Below are 17,006 nucleotides of genomic sequence, written 5' to 3'. Positions count from 1 at the left end.
CCAGCATCACCGGAATCTCAAAGGCGGCGGCAGCCCCAAATAACAGCCCAAGCCAGCTGGCATCGACCACTAACTCTTGAGAGAGGTAAAGCGGAATACTGATGATGTAGAGGTTATTCGCTGAAAAAGCGCACACCACGATCACGCAGTACAACAGCACACGTTTACCCAGAGGTTTATTGACGCGACTTGCTGAGCGATCCTCTTGCGTCACCACATGCGAGGGGATCTGCTTGACGACCACCCAAATACCCAAGGCCACGATCACAGCCGAGACCGCAAACGAGGCGCTAAAGCCAAACTGAGCTTTGAGCATAAACGCTGCGGGTGGACCAAACACCCACGCAATCGCTAGACCCGCTCGCATGGTAGCAACAAAACGCGTGCTGTTGTCGACATGACGGTCACCATACTCTCGGCCGAGAGCGAACAATTGACCAAACGAAGCGCCACTGACGCTGCCGAACAGTGTGACCACAGCAACCGCCAACCAGTAGTCACGAATCACAGTAAAGCTCGCCACGGTAATGAGATAGCTGCTTAACGAGACGACCAAAATGGTTTTGCGATTCCAATGGCTGTCTGACCGTTTGGCGATCGCCGATGAGACCCATACCGAACTGCTGACCGCCACCACCATGTAGAGGCTCAACATCAATGGTGAAGCACCCAGTTCTTGCACAATGAAGAGACTCGATAATGGATAGAAAAACGCGCCGCACAAGCCGGTGACAAAAGTGGTAAATATAAAATAGAGTGCGGTTTTATCCCGGTACATGGCGGACTCCCCATCCAGACACATTGAGAACGAACACGGCGAATACGCCGCAAGCAATGCCCGTCAGTCTACGCCAATCCCCCGCCGACAATGGTAGTATTCGAGCCAGATTTGATACTATTCCTTCAACTTTACACTCATCTTTGACAGAAAAGCGTCACAAAGCTAGGCTAACGACAAACCAAGGAGCACATTGTGAAGCCATTTAAAGAGCATGTACTGACAACCCCTAGCTTTGACTGGCTGGTGCGTGAATTTCGTTGCCGAGAGCACAACGATCAGTACGCCTGCTCATGGCACTATCACAGTGAGTATGAGTTGGTGCTCTATCTCGATCCGCACTCAGTGTTTCAGGGTAACTATTACGCCGGTGATGCGATTGGCGAGATTGTGGATCATACTCTGCTGCTTTATGGGCCTGGGCTGCCCCACATGCTCGCAGGCAAAAGTGTTGCCTCAGAGAACAGTGAGCAACACACGGTGATCATTTGGTTCTCACAGCACTGGGTGGATCAACTGCAACACTTAGTGCCCGAAGCGAGACACCTCTCTCGCTTACTGAGCCAAGCTGCGCACGGGCTGCATTTTAGCCCTGAGATTGCGCAGAAAGTGGCCAATATCATGGAAGGGTATATCCATCTGCCGCGCCATCACCAGGTGGTCAAAGTCATTGAGGTGCTGCTCACGCTTGCCGACGATCTTAAGGCGACCAAACTCTGTACCTCACCATATCGCATACAGCCTTTTTCCTCCCAGCACGACACGGATCGCCGCATTGAACTGGCCACGCATTACATTGAACAGCACTACGCACAAAGCATCACAATGACCGCGTTGTGTCAAACACTGCACATGAGTGAAAGCTCCGCCTATCGATTGTTTGAAAAACACTATGGGGTAAGTTTCTCTGAACATCTCAAGCAGTATCGCGTCGGCAAAGCGTGTGAGCTGCTAGCCAGTACTCGTCTGCCGATCGCCCTTGTTGCAGAGCGTACCGGCTTTAAAAACCTCTCCAACTTTAACCGTCAATTCAAAGGGGTTAAGGCGATGACGCCGAGCGAATTTCGCCAACAGTTTATCTCTCCCTTAACGGTAAAATCCTCTCTCTAGCATGTTGCTGGCCTTAACCGCAGACGAAAAAGTATGAACACTCTCTCCTCCTTTTGCCTGCAACACGACACGTCTAACCGTCTCAGGGCTTAGAAGAGACACAACACAAACTTTCGTTCATAGCGGAGCCTCTCACCCTGTTCTATCTAATCAAGTACCTATGGATAGAAGAGGCTTACCCGATGTCCTTTCCCTTGACGAAATTCTCCCTAACAACCTTGACCCTACCCTGCTTAAGCGCATTGCTCTTGTCCAACACGACATTCGCGCAAGAAGAGGCGGCTCGACCGTTAACTGTGGGCGATGTGATCGCACGACCCGGCGTACTGACACCGAAAGGAAAACTCACTTTTGACGCCTCACTCAGTTACACGCAAAACTCATCCAATAAAGTCTCTGTGGTTGGGTATACCGTGTTACCGACGCTGATTGTTGGACGTATCGAGGTGAGTGATTCAGACAGAACCACCATTACCGCAGGGATGAGTGCGCGTTATGGACTCACCAACACAACAGAGTTGGAACTGCGCTTACCGTTTGTGTATCGAAACGATCAAATCTCTACCCGCCCAATCCAAGACGGTGCGCAAGACAACACGGTCAATATCACGCTAGATGGAGGAGGATTAGGCGATGTGGAGTTAGCGCTGCGCCATCAATTCAATGTCGACTCGACGCCCTACTGGATTGGCGGCCTAAGCGTCAAATCAGACAGCGGAAAGTCGCCCTATGACATTGAGATCGACGACACCACCAATACCTATAAAGAGGTCCCAACCGGATCCGGTTTTTGGAGCATTGAGCCCAGCCTTTCGATGATCTATCCGACCGACCCTGCCGTCCTCTTTACCAGTTTCAGCTACATTTACAATTTTGAAGATGACGTCAATGTAGGGGACAGCAGCAGTGCCGTAAAATTGGGTGATACCCTTTCATTAGGCGCGGGGATTGGCTTTTCAGTCAATCCTGATCTGTCGTTTTCGCTCGGCTTGAGCCACAAAACGATATTGAAAAGCACACTGGATGGCGAAGAGGCGGACGATGCAAAACTACTGCAACTGGATTCGATTAACTTTGGTGTCAACTACGCATTTTCAAAGACATCGTCATTGAACGTCAACGCTCAGGCAGGCTTAACCGAAGACACCCCCGACTTCCAACTGACAGTGAGGGTGCCGTTCAGTTTCTAATAACCTCCGATCAATAAGGCATCTTGAAGCTTGGTGCGACTGCGAATCTGTTGCACTAAGCCGCTGACTTGAGCGTCAATATTGACAATCGTATCCACCCCCAGCACGCTGTGATCGAGTGTATTTTGAATCACATTAGTGATGCTTGCTGAGGTGATCGACGCCGATGTGCCGTTGGTCGCATCCAGTGAATTGACTAACGCCGCTGGGTTGACACTCACATCTCCTGCAATCTGATTGCCTTCGCCCACTTGTACAACATTCACCACATCAGTGACGGGCACAGCAGTCGTTGGCGTCAACGAGTCGTCCGTTTGGTTAGCTTGCCGGACTTGATAGTTCGCCGACTGCTTGAGCAGTTGACCGTTTTCAAACACCAAGTTGGCGATTTGCGTATTAAAGACCGATTGTCCATTAACACTGCTTCGTACACTCAAGCCTATATTGATGACGTAGTCTCTGTTGATTTGAAACCCTCCTCGATACAGAGCCAATCTCGATTGACTCATGGGTGTCAGTTGAACTTGCTGTATATCAATGGCATCAGCAAACACGGACATCGACGCCATGCTGGCTAATACTCCTATTACCACCTTTACCGTTTTCATAATGTCGCCCTAAAGGCTAGTATTCCCCAGCCTCTGGTAACGTGATCGAAAATACCCCGAGAGATTCTCGAGATACCCCTGTGCTTAATGGTGCGCTGTGATAAACCGCGAAGTGATCATCGGTAATAAACGAGGCCCTCCCCACTTCCGCTTTATTGCGAATCAGCAGGACAACACCTTGATAGTACTGTTCAAACTCTTCAAAGCTCATCATCATGGTGCCACGAGAAGGATCGCCTAAGATCACAGAGTGTTGGTTCATTCCCTTTATGACCACAAAGTGAAGATAACCGTCAAAGTTCACTAAGGTCACCCCAGGAACACCTACCTGTTTCATTTTCTCCAAACTGATCTGAAATCCATCTGCGCGCAGCCCTTGAGCGTCAAGATACTGCTTCATATCGAGCAACGAAAAGCCCTGTTGCTCAATGAGGGCTTGATCCCCATTTGAGAACATCACTTCAAATATCTCTTGTTCGGCGGAAGGGGTTTGGTAGTGGTAAGTCAGAAGGGAAGCCAGCGCCGCAGAGCCACAACTAAAATCGTATTGTTGACGATGCACGTCACCAAACTGCAACTCCTTGTAGCTTTTTACGGGCACGCTGTACATTCCGCGCTGGGGGAGAAAATTGAGAGCTTGAGCAGAAGAACAGAGCATCGCTCCTACCCAAGCTAGAATTACGCACCAAAGTTTCATGGTCATTTCAGTGTTAAATTGACAACTGTTGAGTTTTGTATCAACACATTATTGCCAGTGTTTTGGACCACGCTCGTGATACCCGAACTGTGCATGAGCGCACTGCTCGCGATCACGTTGTTCCCCGTGACACTGTTTGTCACCGCATTTCCTGCGTTGATACCATTTATCTCTGACGACGCAGTCACACTCTCGATGTCGATGTGATATTGGCCTCCACGGGAGCTGTCGAGTTGCTGCTCCGACAGCCCCGGTTGTTCCAATATCAACTCATCGGCATAAGCAGATAGCGTGCCCAACGTCATCAGGACGAATAGAGCTGTACGCATCGCTTTGCTCCTAGAGTGCGAACTTAATCGGTAAACACAGACGCGTTAGTGGATACAGACTGTTGGATCAATGAGTTTGAACCCGCATTCTGCGCCACAGTCACGATACCCGCTGCACTGCCAAAGCCATCCATACGATTGATGTTGTCTACGCTCACACGGCCTTTGTTTCCACCGGCACCGTAAACGACAGATACACCCGATACGCTACCGCCCAGTGTTGAGCTGGCCACAACCGTGTCGGAGTCGAGATCAATCTCATAGGTATTAGTGTAGGTATTGGCACTGTTGTTCCAAGTATTACTGTTATCACTGCCATCGTTGTAGCTGCCATTAGTACTGGAATTGGTGTTACCACTGGCGACCGTTGCAGTATTACCACTATCGTCAACACTGTTGTCGATATCAGTATTCGCCTCGGTATACGTAGCAGTGTTACCACTGTCGTCAACACTGTTATCCGTCATGGTGTTACCACTCGCTAAATTCGCCGTATTTCCACTATTGGCCACACTGTTGTCAGTATCGGTGTTCGCTTCGGTATACGTCGCTGTGTTACCACTATCGTCAACGCTGTTGTCCGTCATGGTGTTGCCGCTGGCTAAATTCGCCGTATTCCCACTGTTGGCCACACTGTTGTCGGTATCATTGTCATACACCGTTTGCGTTTGCGTCACGGTGTTGGCACTGTCGTCCCAGTTGTTACTTGAATCTGTATTGTGACTTAGAAAGTCGTCACTGTTATTGTTATCGGCCCACGCAATACCACTCACAAATAGCGCTGACATCGCGACAGCAATACCGGTTTTTTGAAGATTCATAATGTGCACTCCATTAAGTTGACTGATTGTTCCTCGCCCTAAGGCAAGCTCAGTATAGGGGGTGCGCAATTTGGAATTGTCTCACCGCTAAGACTGTCTAAAGCCAGACACCAGCAATTTAGGGAACACTTATCACTGCTTGTTTTTTTAATCTTTAAAAACAATATCTTATCGGGCACTGCTGACTGAAGTATGAAAGAAGATGACTATTTTGGAGGGAAAAAGTATGACGTGTTTACGGCTATTTTCAGTCTTGCACGCTCATACAGTCATGATGAAAGATAAAGTCAGAGCAAAGTTAACCTACTGATTTAAAATCACAAAACAACGTTCCGACTAAGCGCTTAGTTTATATACCGCCGATCATGTTGAAACTAAAGGTCACCACCCTAATACGCTTCTAGTCTCTCTTTATGATTTTGCGCCGTCATACTGGGCGCTGGCGTATACTTAACCCTATTGAAAGGATGATGTTTCGAGTCTTTCAACGTTCATTTTGTTGCCAGGATGGGAAACCCATGGATACCTACACACTGATGCTCCTGACGCAAAAAAATTTGCAAAGTAGCTTGATTCAACAGCAGCTCTCAACTATCAAGAATGTCAGCGTTGAGAGTTGCGCGCCAGAGCAATTGGTCGAGCTTTCTGTTAAGCGCAAAGTGGATCTGGTCGTGGTGGATTACGCCTACTTAGACGATATGTTACGCGAAGATGCCCTGCCCGACTTCGAGCTGCTCGGATTTGGTTTGCTCGTTCACAATGTACCGGAAGAGGCACAAAATTTTACCTTTGTGCGTTGGAAGTTTTTGCGCGGCCTACTCCTTCAATCCGCTTCGGTCGACCACTTAACACAGAGTGTAAAATACATTTTGTCCGGTGGATTGTGGCTGCCCAGAAAATGCCTAGAACGCACCGTGCTCCACTATCGAGATCCGGACACCGTCCAACACGACTACTACGCCAACTTGACCTGCCGAGAGAAGCAGATTCTAGATTTAATCTATCATGGCAAATCTAACCAGCAGATCGCCAACCAACTCTATCTCGCTGAAAGTACGGTCAAAAGCCACATCTACAAACTGTATAAAAAGCTGCATGTACACAAGCGAAAAGAGGCGGCGCAGGTCGTCCGAGCGGTCCAAAACGCCACGGGGCTTTAATTCAATGTGTGTGATTGAGCTTGGAACTTAATCATTTTGCTTGATCGTTTTGAAAGAATCGCTCCAGATTCACGCCCACCGTCATACCGCCGATAAATCGCCCTGTTTGGCTGTCGCGGATAGGAACACTGATTTGGGTTTGAAACAGATTGGTCGAAGGATCATACTGAATGTCGTCAATAAACATGTCAATGCCGTTCAAGAGCCTCAAGTATTTGGGCTCATCGCCTTGCCACAAGTCTGATGTCACCACACTTTGCCCTACGTTATAGCCTTGAGCATCAAAAACCATGATTTCGGAGAAGATCTCTTGGCTTTGTTCCTGAAATTGAATCAGGTGTTGCGAGAGCGCATTGCCCATCAAGGCATCAAAATTGTTTTTCATTTGTCTGTGCTGAGGATCCTTATTCGCTACCGCGACGACATCACTGACCAACGCACTTTTCGCCAAAGGCACAATATCTTGTATGGCGAACTGCTTAAGCACTTGCTCCTCCTTGTCACTCAGCGAATAGGAAACACTCGAACAGACAGGAATATAGCTGTTGAACCTTGCCATGAAGCCTTCATTTTCGTTGACGAACTCATTGTTAAAGTAAATGCCCAGTGCAGAGAATGTCAAAAACTGTGAGTTAAGCTGCGACACTCGGTCCATCGGGTAAGAGCCGGAGGCAATTTCACTGTTGAACGCATTCAGGTCGATAGCGATCACCTCGATGCGATTTTTCAGTAGCAAGTTTATCAATTGTGCGGAATCCTTGGCGCGGATGATGGGGGTGTACATGGTTTGGCCTGATAGCCAAGCATCTTGAGCACTGCCATGCACTACGCCGAGTTTGTCAAAATTGACGGTGTCACCGCTGTACACCCAATACCACTTTTCCAGTACTAGAGGGTGCGTCAAGGTCGCATTACCAGAGAGCTCTGAGTTATAGGTTGAAGAGAAAAAGCCATCCACGCCGCCGGTTTTCAACGACTGACTAGCGCGCTTCCACGGTGAGAGTTGGATACGGTAATCCATGTCCATATTTTCTAAGATGCACTTGACCGTGTCCACCACAGTGCCATGCAATTCTCCATTATCAAAGCTTTGATAAGGTTTAGAAATTTCCGTATAAAGCTCAACAGGATTGGCCCATGTCTTTACCCAAGGCATCAACAGGAGCCACCACACTGCGACTAAACGCGCCATCATCACTCTCCTTGCTTAAGGGTTATCTCACCACAAACTGATTGACGTCACGGCTCAGCCCGCTCGATAGCTCCATGACATTTTGCGCGACTTGATGGATACGCTCTGACAAGGCTTTGCTGCTCTGATTCTGATCATTGAGGCTGACAAGGTTAGTGTTGATCTCTTCAGAGGTGGTGCTTTGCTCCTCCGTTGCGGCGGCAATTTGGGTCGCCATATCACTCACATCAATGGTGGCTTGATGAATCTCGGTAAAGAGCGTTTGAATTTTCTCCGCCGCTTCGACTGAACTGCGTACTTTATCATTCCCCACGCGAATCGATGACACGGCGTTTTGCACGCCCACCTGCAAGGAGTCGATCATCTTCTGAATCTCCTCAGTAGATTGTTGGGTTTTACTTGCCAATGAGCGAACTTCATCCGCTACCACAGCAAAGCCGCGTCCTTGTTCACCCGCTCGGGCTGCTTCGATGGCCGCGTTAAGCGCCAGCAGATTAGTCTGCTCTGCGATGTTACGAATCACATCCAGTACGGAGACGATGTTTTGCGATTCGGTTGACAGATTTTCGATAACATTATTGGCATCGGTAATCGCATCAGACAACTCATGCGTGCCACGTACCGATCCCTCAATCAAGGCTTGGCCATTTTGCGTCACTTTCGCGGTCGATTCCGACATTCTTGCCGCTTTGTCGGAATACTCCGCGACCTCTTTTACCGAGACACTGAACTGATTGACGGCGGTGGCGATCATATCGATACCACGACTGATCTCTTCGTTCACCACCTGCGCCTGTGAGTAGCTCTGGTTAAGTTCATCAGCCGTATGATTAAGATTATTGGTGTTATCGTAAATACCGATAATGATGCCCTGCAGTTTGCTGACAAAGTTATCAAAGGTACCGGCCAGAAGCCCGAGTTCGTCTTTGCGTTTAGAGTCGATACGTTGTGTTAAATCCCCATCACCTTGCGAGATTTCACCCACACGAGAGGTCAATTGGCGCATACCGTCGACCAATAGTTTTGGGACAAAGAATGTCAGTACAGACGAGAGCACACCGACGAAAATGACGAAAAGAAGAAGATTGCGGTGATTCACATCCATGCGTGCATTGAGCACATCGACGGTTTGCTTTGCTTGCGCATCGAGCGCTTCACCGGCGACGTCATAGAAATCTCTTAACGTGGAAAAGTGCGCGCTGTTATCACCACTGAGCAATTCGGAAGCCCGTTGTATCTCACCTTTGTCACGCAGCGCAATAACTTCAAGAGAGGAGCTTTTCCACAGATCAAAGGCTTGCTGATAGCCTTTAAGCTTCGCCAATATTGCCTGTTCCTCTTGCATATAACCGAGATAGTTGTTCATTCTATCCAGTGCTTGCTGTGCGTTTTCTTCAAAATCAGCAAGGTCATCCTCAGTGCCATTGGCCGTGATGTAACTCATTTGCGCCACTCTGGCTTGGTATAAATCTCGGTCAGCATTGAGGATATCGGACAGCGCAGGCATATAAGTTTGGCCAAACAAACCCAGGCCATTATTGAGTGCGGAGGAAATGGTACTAAAGGTGACAAACACCACCACCAAGGAGACCACCAGCAAACCCAGTGCGGAAGATAGTTTTAAACGGATACTTTTTGACATGGCTGAGAGCATACTCCCTCCTAACTTCAAATGAGTAGACAGCTACTCATTTGAAGTTAGTTCAGAATGGGACCACCCTCAACCTAAGTGATAGGGAATAACCGGCAAATAACCCACAAGTTGTACCAGTTGCGTCAAGGCTATTTAGTTATTGAGACGCATACTCAATTGAGCGGCCACCTGCGCCAGTTCTTGACGGGTTTGCTCGATGTCTTCGATGTGATGATGAACAGTGCGCGAATTTAAGGTCATGTAAGGTACTGTCATTACTGCCATCAGTTCGCCTAAAGCACCAAAAATTGGATAGCTGATGTTGGTAACGCCAGAAATTTGCGGACTGGCGCCAACGAAGTAGCCGTCTCGCTGCGTTTTCTCGATGTTCGCTAATGCGTGTTCAATTTCAGCGGACGTCGCATCGGTTTGCGCAAGGATTTTGTCGCGCAGAGCTTGCTCGGTAAAACTGAGCAGCACGATGCCAGAGCCCGATGAGCAGATATCTAACGTTGCCCCTAAGCGTAAGCCAAATCCCATTTTATAAGGGCTTTCCTGCACACTGATCACCACGAGCTCACCATGCTTGTATTGGCTTAAGTGGCAAGATTGGTTCACCTTCAAACACAGATCTTCCATCATAGGCACCGCACGTTTGAGCATCTGCGCAATGGGAGGATGTTGGTTGGACAGCACAAACATTCTTAGGCTGAGCGAATACGCCGATTGTTCAGCGTCGAGCTCAATATACTGCCGCTCAACTAGCACCGACAACATGCGAAAGATTTCACTGACACTGCGATCGAGTTTTTCCGCAATTTGCTTTTTACTCAGCGCCACCGGAGACGCGGCAAGAAGCTCCAAAATGTCAAGCCCTTTCTCAAGTGCGGGCGCGCGATATTCAGTTTTTTTAACGTTGCTCATGATCAATAGAGGCTGTCATAGAGAAGTCTCAGTATGACAGCCAATCTAGGTCCTTTAAAGTAGGTTAACGCCTTGATTAACGGATCAATCCCATCCACTGAGGAATCGTCAAGGAAATCGCAGGAATATAGGTGACGAGCATCAACACACCAAAGATCATCACAAAGAATGGCAACAAGGTGCGAATCACGCTATCAATGCTGATGCCACTGACCTTACAACCGGTAAACAGAATCGGCCCTACCGGCGGCGTAATGGTGCCAAGCGATAAGTTAAACACCAACAAGATACCAAATTGTACCGGATCCATACCCAGAGAAGTACAGATAGGTAGGAAAATCGGTGTGAAGATAAGCACCGCGGGCGTCGGGTCCATAAAGGTACCGACAAACAGCAACACCAAGTTGATGATCAGCAAGATCATAAATGGGTTGTCAGTCAATGAGAGCAGCGAGTCTGCAATCATACCCGGGATCTGGGTAAACGCCATGACCCAAGACATAATCGACGAGGTCGCCAACATGAAAATCACAATCGCTGACATTTTCGCCGTACTGAGGAAAATCTGCGGCAACTCACTGAATTTCAACGAACGATAGCACGACGTCAAAAAGAGTGAATAGACCACGGCAATCGCCGACGCTTCGGTTGCGGTAAATACGCCGCCAAGAATGCCGCCAATCACCACCAGAACCAAGGTTAAGCTTGGCACCGCTTGAATCGTGACGGAGAAACACTCTTTCAACGTCATGGTGTGTTTGGCGATATAGCCACGGCGTTTTGCCATAAAGCCGGCGATGATCATCACGCTCAAGCCCCACAAAATACCAGGTACGTAGCCACCGACAAACAGCGCCGAGACCGATACGCTACCGGCAACCGTCGCGTAGACAATCAAGGTGTTGCTCGGTGGAATCAACATTCCCGTCGGCGCGGAAGCAATATTTACCGCGGTACTAAAGGCTGGGTCGTAGCCCTCTTTCTTCTGAATCGGCGACATAATGCCACCAACCGCCGCCGCGGATGCCACGCCAGACCCACTGATTGAACCAAACAGCATGTTGGAGACCACATTGGTCTGCGCCAGTGAACCAGGGAAGAAGCCGCTGATGATTTTAGAAAAGTTTATTAGCCGTATTGCTATGCCACCATTGTTCATGATGTTACCGGCCAAAATGAAAAACGGAATCGCGAGCAGCGCGAAGGAATCAAGCCCGACGAACATACGCTGCGCTGAGGTCGTCATTGCCCCTTGAAACGGAAGAATGACCGTCATCGCGGCAAAAGAGGCCGCGCCGACACTGATGGCGATCGGCGCACCGATAATCAGCAAGACGATCGCCCCAACAAACATCACCAGTGAGGCGGTAAGAGCCATATCCATATTACACCTCGCTTGAAGTTTTGCTGTGTTTGAGAGCTTTGAATTGATGGATTAGATTCAATTCGTTATAGAGGAAATAAAACAGAATCAATCCTCCAGAAATCGGGATGGCCGCGTAGATGACACCCATCGGGATTTGCAGTGCCGAGTCTAACTGCCACATTTGGCGTACTGCACTGTTGTAACCACCGATGATCATGATCGCGTAGGCAAAACTGACCGTCACCAACTCGATGAACATCTCCACCAACACGCGCACTTTGTCATTGAACTTGTCACGGATAAAGGTGATGGCCATATGCTCACGTAGGCCAAAGACGTACGCACTGCCAAATAAAATCAGCCAAATGAAGAGATAGCGCGACAGCACTTCACTCACCGCACTTGGGCTATTGAATAGATAGCGTGAGGCAACCTGATAGGTGACCAAGGCGGTCATGGTGCCCACAATCAGAATCAAAAACAGGGACAGTACTTTGTCCACCCACTGTTTTAAGGTTGTCATGGCTGACAACAAGGTTTGAAATACGGTTTTTTGCATAATGAAGATCCGACAAGGAGCCAGCACCGCGCTGGCTCCTTACTCTTGAACTTATTTTAAAGCGGCGATTTTTTCGAACAGCTTCTTCTGAGCAGGAGACTCAGTGAGCGCCTGCTGAAGCGGTTGACAGCTCTCTTGGAATGGCGTGATATCGACTTCATTGAAGGTCGCTCCGTGCGATTTCGCGGTCTCCATTGCCGTGCTGATGCGATCATTCCATAGCTTAAACTGCGCTGGCGTGCTCTCTTTCGCTAGGCGGCGCAGTGTCGCTTGGTCTTCTTTCGACATCGTATCCACAAAGTAGCTGCTCACCACAACCAGATCGGGCACCATCAAATGACGGGTTGATGAGAAGTAAGGTGCCACTTCGTACTGCTTAAGATCCGCATAAGTGATCTCGTTGTTTTCAGCGCCATCCAATACGCCTTGTTGAATCGCGGTGTACACTTCACCTTGACTCATAGGTACGCCCGTACCGCCCATGCACGATAGCATCTTAATCATGGTTTCAGACTGCATTACACGAATCTTGTTGCCTTTCATGTCCGAGACGTTTTCAACCGGCGCATTCTTGGTGTACATGCTGCGAGCGCCTGCGGTGTACGCCGTCAAGACTTCAAAACCAAAGCGTTTGGTGGACGCGAACAGCTCGTCCAACTCGCCCGACGTAAATACTGCCTCTTGGTGCGCTGGACCAGAGTAGACATACGGCATACCAATCACACGGTAGGTCGCGTCGTAGTTTTCAATCAGTGGGTTGGCGACAACCGCCATTTGAATCGCGCCATTTTGCACCAACTCAAGTGCCGCACGTTGGTCGCCAAGCAGTTCATTTGGGTAAATAGACAGTTTGTAACGGCCGTCCGTTTGCTCGTTGAGTTTTTTGCCAAACTCTTGCAATGCGATGTATTGCGGATGATTGTCTGACTGGTTAAACGCCGCTTTGATTTCAGTTGCCGCTTGAGCCATAGAAACGGTGCCTAGGCCAACGCTGACCAAAGCAGATAGAGCCGTCATTTTCAGTACTTTTTTCATCACAGTAGTCCTTGTCAATGTGTAGGGTAATGTCGTTATTGGTTGTTATCGGATGGCGGTCATGTCCACGAAATCCATGTCATCAAAGGTCTGGTTTTCGCCCAACATGCCCCAGACAAAACTGTAGTTGCTGGTCCCACAACCTGAGTGAATTGACCAACTCGGAGATAGCACTAACTGTTTGTCACGTACGACGATGTGTCGTGTTTCTTGCGGCTCTCCCATGAAATGGAAAACCACTTGATTCGGTTGAACGTTGAAATAGAGGTAAGCCTCCATACGGCGTTCGTGAGTGTGCGCAGGCATAGTGTTCCATACACTGCCTGGTGCAAGATGCGTCACGCCCATGCACAGTTGGCAGGTCGGCAGCACATCTGGGTGCAAGTATTGATTGATCACTCGCAGGTTAGAGGTGTCGTTTGAGCCAAGCTCGACCACTTTCGCTTGTTCACGGGTGATCAAACGCGATGGGTAGCCATGATGCGCAGGCGCACTTAAGCAGTAAAGATACGGTTTGTGCGCACTCTCTTTAGAGTGGAAACGGATATTGCGTACCCCTTTGCCTAGGTAAAGGGCATCGAGCGGCTCAAGTCGGTAGATCTCTTCCGAGGTGTGGACTTCAATCGCCCCTTCTCCCAAGTTGACCATGCCCAGTTCGCGGCGCTGCAAGAAATAGTCGGTGCCGAATACGCCATTATCGATGTACTCATCCAAAGAAAGTGGTTGAGTCGTAGGGCACACACCCAGTGCGACCACACGATCGATATGGCTGTAAAGCAAGGTAATCGAGTCTTCAGCAAACAACTGTTCATTTAAGAATTCTGCGCGTAAGCGATCCGTATCGTAGTGCTTCGCATCGAGCGGATTGCTGTTGTAATTGGTAAACATCATTCTCTCCTTTGTGTTGGCAGTAAGTGTATCTTTAATTCATATATGATCAATATCGTTCAAATATAATCAAAAACGAATTGAGATCTTCACCCGCTACCTAACCTCTAAAGGGAAATTTTGTGTGATGTTGGCCATCATTTTTTGCCAAAAACACGCCAAAAATTAGACATTGAAACAATTTACCTCATTTTTATGAACCATTGTTTTAATATCAATCATTTATCATTCAAGACTGAACTTAGGCGCAATGAGCAGCCCAAAAGAGACAAGCGCATCGCACTGGGCATCGGTTGTCGTTATACTACTTTGGTTGAGAATGATGCAGCTTGGAGAGAAGGGTTTTGAAGGGGTTACCACAGCGTGCGCTGACGATTGCAGCGCTTTGTTTTATTACGAGTGTATGGGGAAGCCCTGAGAGCCTCGCCGCCGACTCTGATGCCTTTAGTCAACCCCGAGTGGATTTGATCCAAGTCGATAAATCAAAACGACGTATGTACCTACTGTCTAACAACGAAGTGGTTAGAGAGTTTCGCATCGCCCTGGGTAAAGCGCCCAAAGGACACAAAACACAAGAGGGTGATCAAAAAACGCCCGAAGGACGCTACTACTTGGATTTCATTATGGAAGATTCTGAGTTCTACCGTTCCATCCACATCAGTTACCCAAACCAAGCGGATCTCGAATACGCCAGTGCGTTGAATGTGTCGCCGGGCGGAGACATTAAAATTCACGGTTTGAGAAATGGAGAGCAAAGGCCCGCCAACTATGTGCAGAGTTTCGATTGGACGAATGGATGCATTGCTCTCAGCAACCCTGAAATGGATGAATTACTCAGCCTAGTGGAAACGGGAACCCCAATCGACATCCACTGGTGAGCCGCTAAGAGTTGACCTCTTCCAGTGTCGGCGTTTTGCGCTTTTCTCGAGTCACCCACCAGCAAATCAACGAGCCAATGGTGACCATCGCCACGCCTTGAAGAAAACTGTGAGTGATCGCCACACCCAGCAACCATGACGAGATAACGGTCGCGATGATGGGAGTAAAGTACGACAAGGTCGCCAGAAACACCATGTTGCCACCGATAATCGCGTAGTTCCACAGCGCATACCCTGCCCCCATCGTTACGCCGGCAAGCAACAGAATCGCGCCAGATTCCATCGTCAACACCTCACTCAAAGGCAGAGCGCTGTACTCTGTGAACAGTGCCGCTTTAATCCATAAAGTGATGGCCGTGAGAAGAAAAAACAACGTAATGGCGTTTTGCCCTCGCGCCAGGGTTTTGGTTAGATTGCAATAAAGCGCCCATAAAAAGGCTCCGATGAAGGCCATCGAATACGTCGCTGGGTTCATGGCGACATTGGCTGCAATTTGGCTGACAGAAAGACCCGCATCGCCGGTGATACTCCACGCAACGCCAACAAACGCGAGTGCAATACTTGGGTACACCAGCCAACTGGCCCGTTTCGGGCTTAACAGCAGAGCCATCAGTACAGTGAGTGCTGGCCAAAGATAGTTTATCACCAACATTTCAATCGCTTGCATGCGCGAGTTGGCCATGCCCAGCGCTAAGGCGAGACAAATCTCATAGGCGACAAACAGCCCGCCACCAATGAGCACATACCGCCAAGAGTACTGGCGCCACTTCGGCCGCCCCATCACCAGCAGCAAAAACAACGACGCCACGCTGTACATCGCTGCAGCCCCTGCCACTGGGCCAAAGGACTCCGCGACTAAGCGGGCTAATCCCGTCACGCTGCTCCAAAGAAGAATGGCCGCAATACCGGCCATTGTGTATCGATCGACGGACACGATTTAGACGATTTCCCAACTGTGGGTCATTTCAACGCCCTCTCCGAGCATCAAGCAGACTGAGCAATATTTTGTCAGTGAAGCGGCCGCCACTTGCGCCACGATTTGGGGATCAAGCGCCTCTCCAGACACCTCAAAATGGATATTCACTTTGGTAAAAATACGTGGAGCGCTGTCACGGCGCTCAGTGGTCAGCTTGGCGACGCAAGTGCTCACCGCTTGGTTGGCTTGTTTGAGACCATCGACCACGTCTACCGAGCTACATCCCCCCGCTGCCATCAACACCATCTCCATTGGGCTAGGCGCGCTCGCACCGCCATTGCCATCCATCACGACAGAGTGGCCCGATTGGGAATGACCTAAAAACTTGAACTCATCGATCCACTTAACTTCTGCTTGCATGATTGTCTCTCTACTCATTTAAAAACTGCGAAAACGTCAGTGTGTAAAAAGCGCCAGTGAAAAACTCACTCGCGCTCTGTTGTCTGTTCATTGCTTCAGCGCATGCTGATACCGGCGATTAGCGATTATACGGTCAGCAAAACTCGCGCTGCGAGCAGTATCAATACACACCCTGATAGTCTATCAATCAATACGGCTTTAGAGCGAATTTTATCGATAAGCTTCGGACTTGAGAGCAAAAACGTAATTAAGGTATACCAGAGCCCATCCACCACAAACGGTGTGAGCACGATGATCGACTTCGCGGCAAAGGTGTCACCGACTGCGACAAATTGGCTAAACAGCGCGATGAAGAACAGCGCAATTTTCGGGCTGAGCAGAGAAATCAGCAGCCCTTCTCGCGCCGATTGAGCCACTGGTGTTGGCTCGCCCGACTCTAGCCTTGCCGCTACGCCACCTTTAGAACGCAGCGCATTATAGCCAAGGTAGATAAGGTACGCGG

The 17,006-nt window shown here is 49.1% G+C and carries 19 protein-coding genes; 4 read left to right on the top strand and 15 right to left on the bottom strand.

The genetic code is table 11. From position 1 onward, the window contains the following. Positions 1–778: MFS transporter (locus AC6R1O_RS14300; protein ID WP_500657254.1), on the bottom strand; the 778-nt coding region annotated here is incomplete at its 3' end. 195 nt (positions 779–973) lie between these two features. On the opposite strand from AC6R1O_RS14300, the gene AC6R1O_RS14295 reads away from it, so the two are divergent. Together AC6R1O_RS14295 and AC6R1O_RS14290 are read left to right on the top strand one after the other, a co-directional pair. Further along, complete coding sequence (locus AC6R1O_RS14295) at positions 974–1,888, top strand: helix-turn-helix domain-containing protein (RefSeq protein ID WP_500657253.1); 915 nt, start codon at positions 974–976, stop codon at positions 1,886–1,888. Positions 1,889–2,070: 182 nt separating this feature from the next. Further along, entirely contained in the window at positions 2,071–3,078 is a 1,008-nt protein-coding gene (locus AC6R1O_RS14290) for a transporter (protein ID WP_487901615.1), read from the top strand. Here AC6R1O_RS14290 and AC6R1O_RS14285 read toward each other — a convergent pair. The 4 genes from AC6R1O_RS14285 to AC6R1O_RS14270 are packed head-to-tail and all read right to left on the bottom strand — an operon-like array spanning position 3,075 to position 5,533. Beyond that, positions 3,075–3,686 (bottom strand): hypothetical protein, encoded by a 612-nt coding sequence (locus AC6R1O_RS14285; protein ID WP_500657252.1) that lies wholly within the window; start codon positions 3,684–3,686, stop codon positions 3,075–3,077. The two genes, AC6R1O_RS14290 and AC6R1O_RS14285, sit on opposite strands and share 4 nt — an antisense overlap. Before the next feature lie 16 nt (positions 3,687–3,702). Then, positions 3,703–4,383 carry a C39 family peptidase gene (locus tag AC6R1O_RS14280; RefSeq protein ID WP_500629981.1) on the bottom strand — a complete coding sequence of 227 codons (681 nt, stop codon included), beginning with the start codon at positions 4,381–4,383 and terminating at the stop codon, positions 3,703–3,705. A gap of 2 nt (positions 4,384–4,385) precedes the next feature. Continuing rightward, a complete protein-coding gene (locus tag AC6R1O_RS14275) occupies positions 4,386–4,712 on the bottom strand; it encodes a carbon storage regulator (protein ID WP_334551568.1) in 327 nt (108 codons plus the stop codon). Between the two features lie 23 nt (positions 4,713–4,735). Then, positions 4,736–5,533: a hypothetical protein gene (locus AC6R1O_RS14270; protein WP_487901618.1), complete on the bottom strand. Its 798-nt coding sequence runs from the start codon at positions 5,531–5,533 to the stop codon at positions 4,736–4,738. A gap of 518 nt (positions 5,534–6,051) precedes the next feature. Between AC6R1O_RS14270 and AC6R1O_RS14265 the strand changes: the two genes are divergently transcribed. Then, a complete protein-coding gene (locus AC6R1O_RS14265) occupies positions 6,052–6,693 on the top strand; it encodes a helix-turn-helix transcriptional regulator (protein ID WP_500632046.1) in 642 nt (213 codons plus the stop codon). Between the two features lie 31 nt (positions 6,694–6,724). On the opposite strand, the gene AC6R1O_RS14260 is transcribed toward AC6R1O_RS14265, so the two are convergent. The 7 genes from AC6R1O_RS14260 to kduI all read right to left on the bottom strand — a co-directional run bounded on the left by AC6R1O_RS14260 (position 6,725) and on the right by kduI (position 14,290). Further along, positions 6,725–7,888 (bottom strand): transporter substrate-binding domain-containing protein, encoded by a 1,164-nt coding sequence (locus AC6R1O_RS14260; RefSeq protein ID WP_500657251.1) that lies wholly within the window; start codon positions 7,886–7,888, stop codon positions 6,725–6,727. Between the two features lie 19 nt (positions 7,889–7,907). After that, positions 7,908–9,539 carry a methyl-accepting chemotaxis protein gene (locus tag AC6R1O_RS14255; RefSeq protein WP_500657250.1) on the bottom strand — a complete coding sequence of 544 codons (1,632 nt, stop codon included), beginning with the start codon at positions 9,537–9,539 and terminating at the stop codon, positions 7,908–7,910. A 132-nt stretch (positions 9,540–9,671) separates the two neighbouring features. After that, on the bottom strand, positions 9,672–10,442 hold the full coding sequence (locus tag AC6R1O_RS14250; RefSeq protein ID WP_500657249.1) for an IclR family transcriptional regulator: 771 nt from the start codon (positions 10,440–10,442) through the stop codon (positions 9,672–9,674). A 76-nt stretch (positions 10,443–10,518) separates the two neighbouring features. Further along, on the bottom strand, positions 10,519–11,826 hold the full coding sequence (locus AC6R1O_RS14245) for a TRAP transporter large permease (protein WP_334551560.1): 1,308 nt from the start codon (positions 11,824–11,826) through the stop codon (positions 10,519–10,521). Position 11,827: 1 nt separating this feature from the next. Further along, positions 11,828–12,367, bottom strand: coding sequence for a TRAP transporter small permease (locus tag AC6R1O_RS14240; RefSeq protein ID WP_500657248.1), 540 nt, complete (start codon positions 12,365–12,367; stop codon positions 11,828–11,830). Between the two features lie 51 nt (positions 12,368–12,418). Then, entirely contained in the window at positions 12,419–13,402 is a 984-nt protein-coding gene (locus tag AC6R1O_RS14235) for a TRAP transporter substrate-binding protein (RefSeq protein ID WP_334551556.1), read from the bottom strand. A 45-nt stretch (positions 13,403–13,447) separates the two neighbouring features. Then, positions 13,448–14,290: a 5-dehydro-4-deoxy-D-glucuronate isomerase gene (gene kduI / locus AC6R1O_RS14230; protein ID WP_500632059.1), complete on the bottom strand. Its 843-nt coding sequence runs from the start codon at positions 14,288–14,290 to the stop codon at positions 13,448–13,450. Between the two features lie 458 nt (positions 14,291–14,748). Here kduI and AC6R1O_RS14225 point away from each other — a divergent pair, with 458 nt between their 5' ends. Next, on the top strand, positions 14,749–15,168 hold the full coding sequence (locus AC6R1O_RS14225) for a L,D-transpeptidase family protein (RefSeq protein ID WP_500632060.1): 420 nt from the start codon (positions 14,749–14,751) through the stop codon (positions 15,166–15,168). Between the two features lie 4 nt (positions 15,169–15,172). On the opposite strand, the gene yddG is transcribed toward AC6R1O_RS14225, so the two are convergent. The 3 genes from yddG to AC6R1O_RS14210 form a co-directional block, all read right to left on the bottom strand. Continuing rightward, a complete protein-coding gene (gene yddG / locus AC6R1O_RS14220) occupies positions 15,173–16,081 on the bottom strand; it encodes an aromatic amino acid DMT transporter YddG (RefSeq protein ID WP_500632061.1) in 909 nt (302 codons plus the stop codon). 24 nt (positions 16,082–16,105) lie between these two features. Further along, positions 16,106–16,504, bottom strand: coding sequence for an OsmC family protein (locus tag AC6R1O_RS14215; RefSeq protein WP_500632050.1), 399 nt, complete (start codon positions 16,502–16,504; stop codon positions 16,106–16,108). A gap of 125 nt (positions 16,505–16,629) precedes the next feature. After that, positions 16,630–17,006 (bottom strand): LysE family translocator (locus AC6R1O_RS14210; RefSeq protein WP_500657247.1); only part of this gene is annotated, 377 nt, incomplete at its 5' end.

Source organism: Vibrio sp. R11-SG3-ISO3-SZ, assembly GCF_059834345.1.
Note: the sequence above shows the minus strand (reverse complement) of the source record. Positions and strands in the feature narration are given on the sequence as shown.

Bases quoted from the DNA above. Each gene is read 5' to 3' on its own strand.
- yddG (WP_500632061.1), bottom strand. From the start codon at position 16,081: ATGGCCGGTATTGCGGCCATTCTTCTTTGGAGCAGCGTGACGGGATTA.
- kduI (WP_500632059.1), bottom strand. From the start codon at position 14,290: ATGTTTACCAATTACAACAGCAATCCGCTCGATGCGAAGCACTACGAT.
- AC6R1O_RS14250 (WP_500657249.1), bottom strand. From the start codon at position 10,442: ATGAGCAACGTTAAAAAAACTGAATATCGCGCGCCCGCACTTGAGAAA.
- AC6R1O_RS14270 (WP_487901618.1), bottom strand. From the start codon at position 5,533: ATGAATCTTCAAAAAACCGGTATTGCTGTCGCGATGTCAGCGCTATTT.
- AC6R1O_RS14255 (WP_500657250.1), bottom strand. From the start codon at position 9,539: ATGCTCTCAGCCATGTCAAAAAGTATCCGTTTAAAACTATCTTCCGCA.
- AC6R1O_RS14265 (WP_500632046.1), top strand. From the start codon at position 6,052: ATGGATACCTACACACTGATGCTCCTGACGCAAAAAAATTTGCAAAGT.
- AC6R1O_RS14240 (WP_500657248.1), bottom strand. From the start codon at position 12,367: ATGCAAAAAACCGTATTTCAAACCTTGTTGTCAGCCATGACAACCTTA.
- AC6R1O_RS14260 (WP_500657251.1), bottom strand. From the start codon at position 7,888: ATGATGGCGCGTTTAGTCGCAGTGTGGTGGCTCCTGTTGATGCCTTGG.
- AC6R1O_RS14275 (WP_334551568.1), bottom strand. From the start codon at position 4,712: ATGCGTACAGCTCTATTCGTCCTGATGACGTTGGGCACGCTATCTGCT.
- AC6R1O_RS14280 (WP_500629981.1), bottom strand. From the start codon at position 4,383: ATGAAACTTTGGTGCGTAATTCTAGCTTGGGTAGGAGCGATGCTCTGT.
- AC6R1O_RS14245 (WP_334551560.1), bottom strand. From the start codon at position 11,826: ATGGATATGGCTCTTACCGCCTCACTGGTGATGTTTGTTGGGGCGATC.
- AC6R1O_RS14215 (WP_500632050.1), bottom strand. From the start codon at position 16,504: ATGCAAGCAGAAGTTAAGTGGATCGATGAGTTCAAGTTTTTAGGTCAT.
- AC6R1O_RS14235 (WP_334551556.1), bottom strand. From the start codon at position 13,402: ATGAAAAAAGTACTGAAAATGACGGCTCTATCTGCTTTGGTCAGCGTT.
- AC6R1O_RS14290 (WP_487901615.1), top strand. From the start codon at position 2,071: ATGTCCTTTCCCTTGACGAAATTCTCCCTAACAACCTTGACCCTACCC.
- AC6R1O_RS14285 (WP_500657252.1), bottom strand. From the start codon at position 3,686: ATGAAAACGGTAAAGGTGGTAATAGGAGTATTAGCCAGCATGGCGTCG.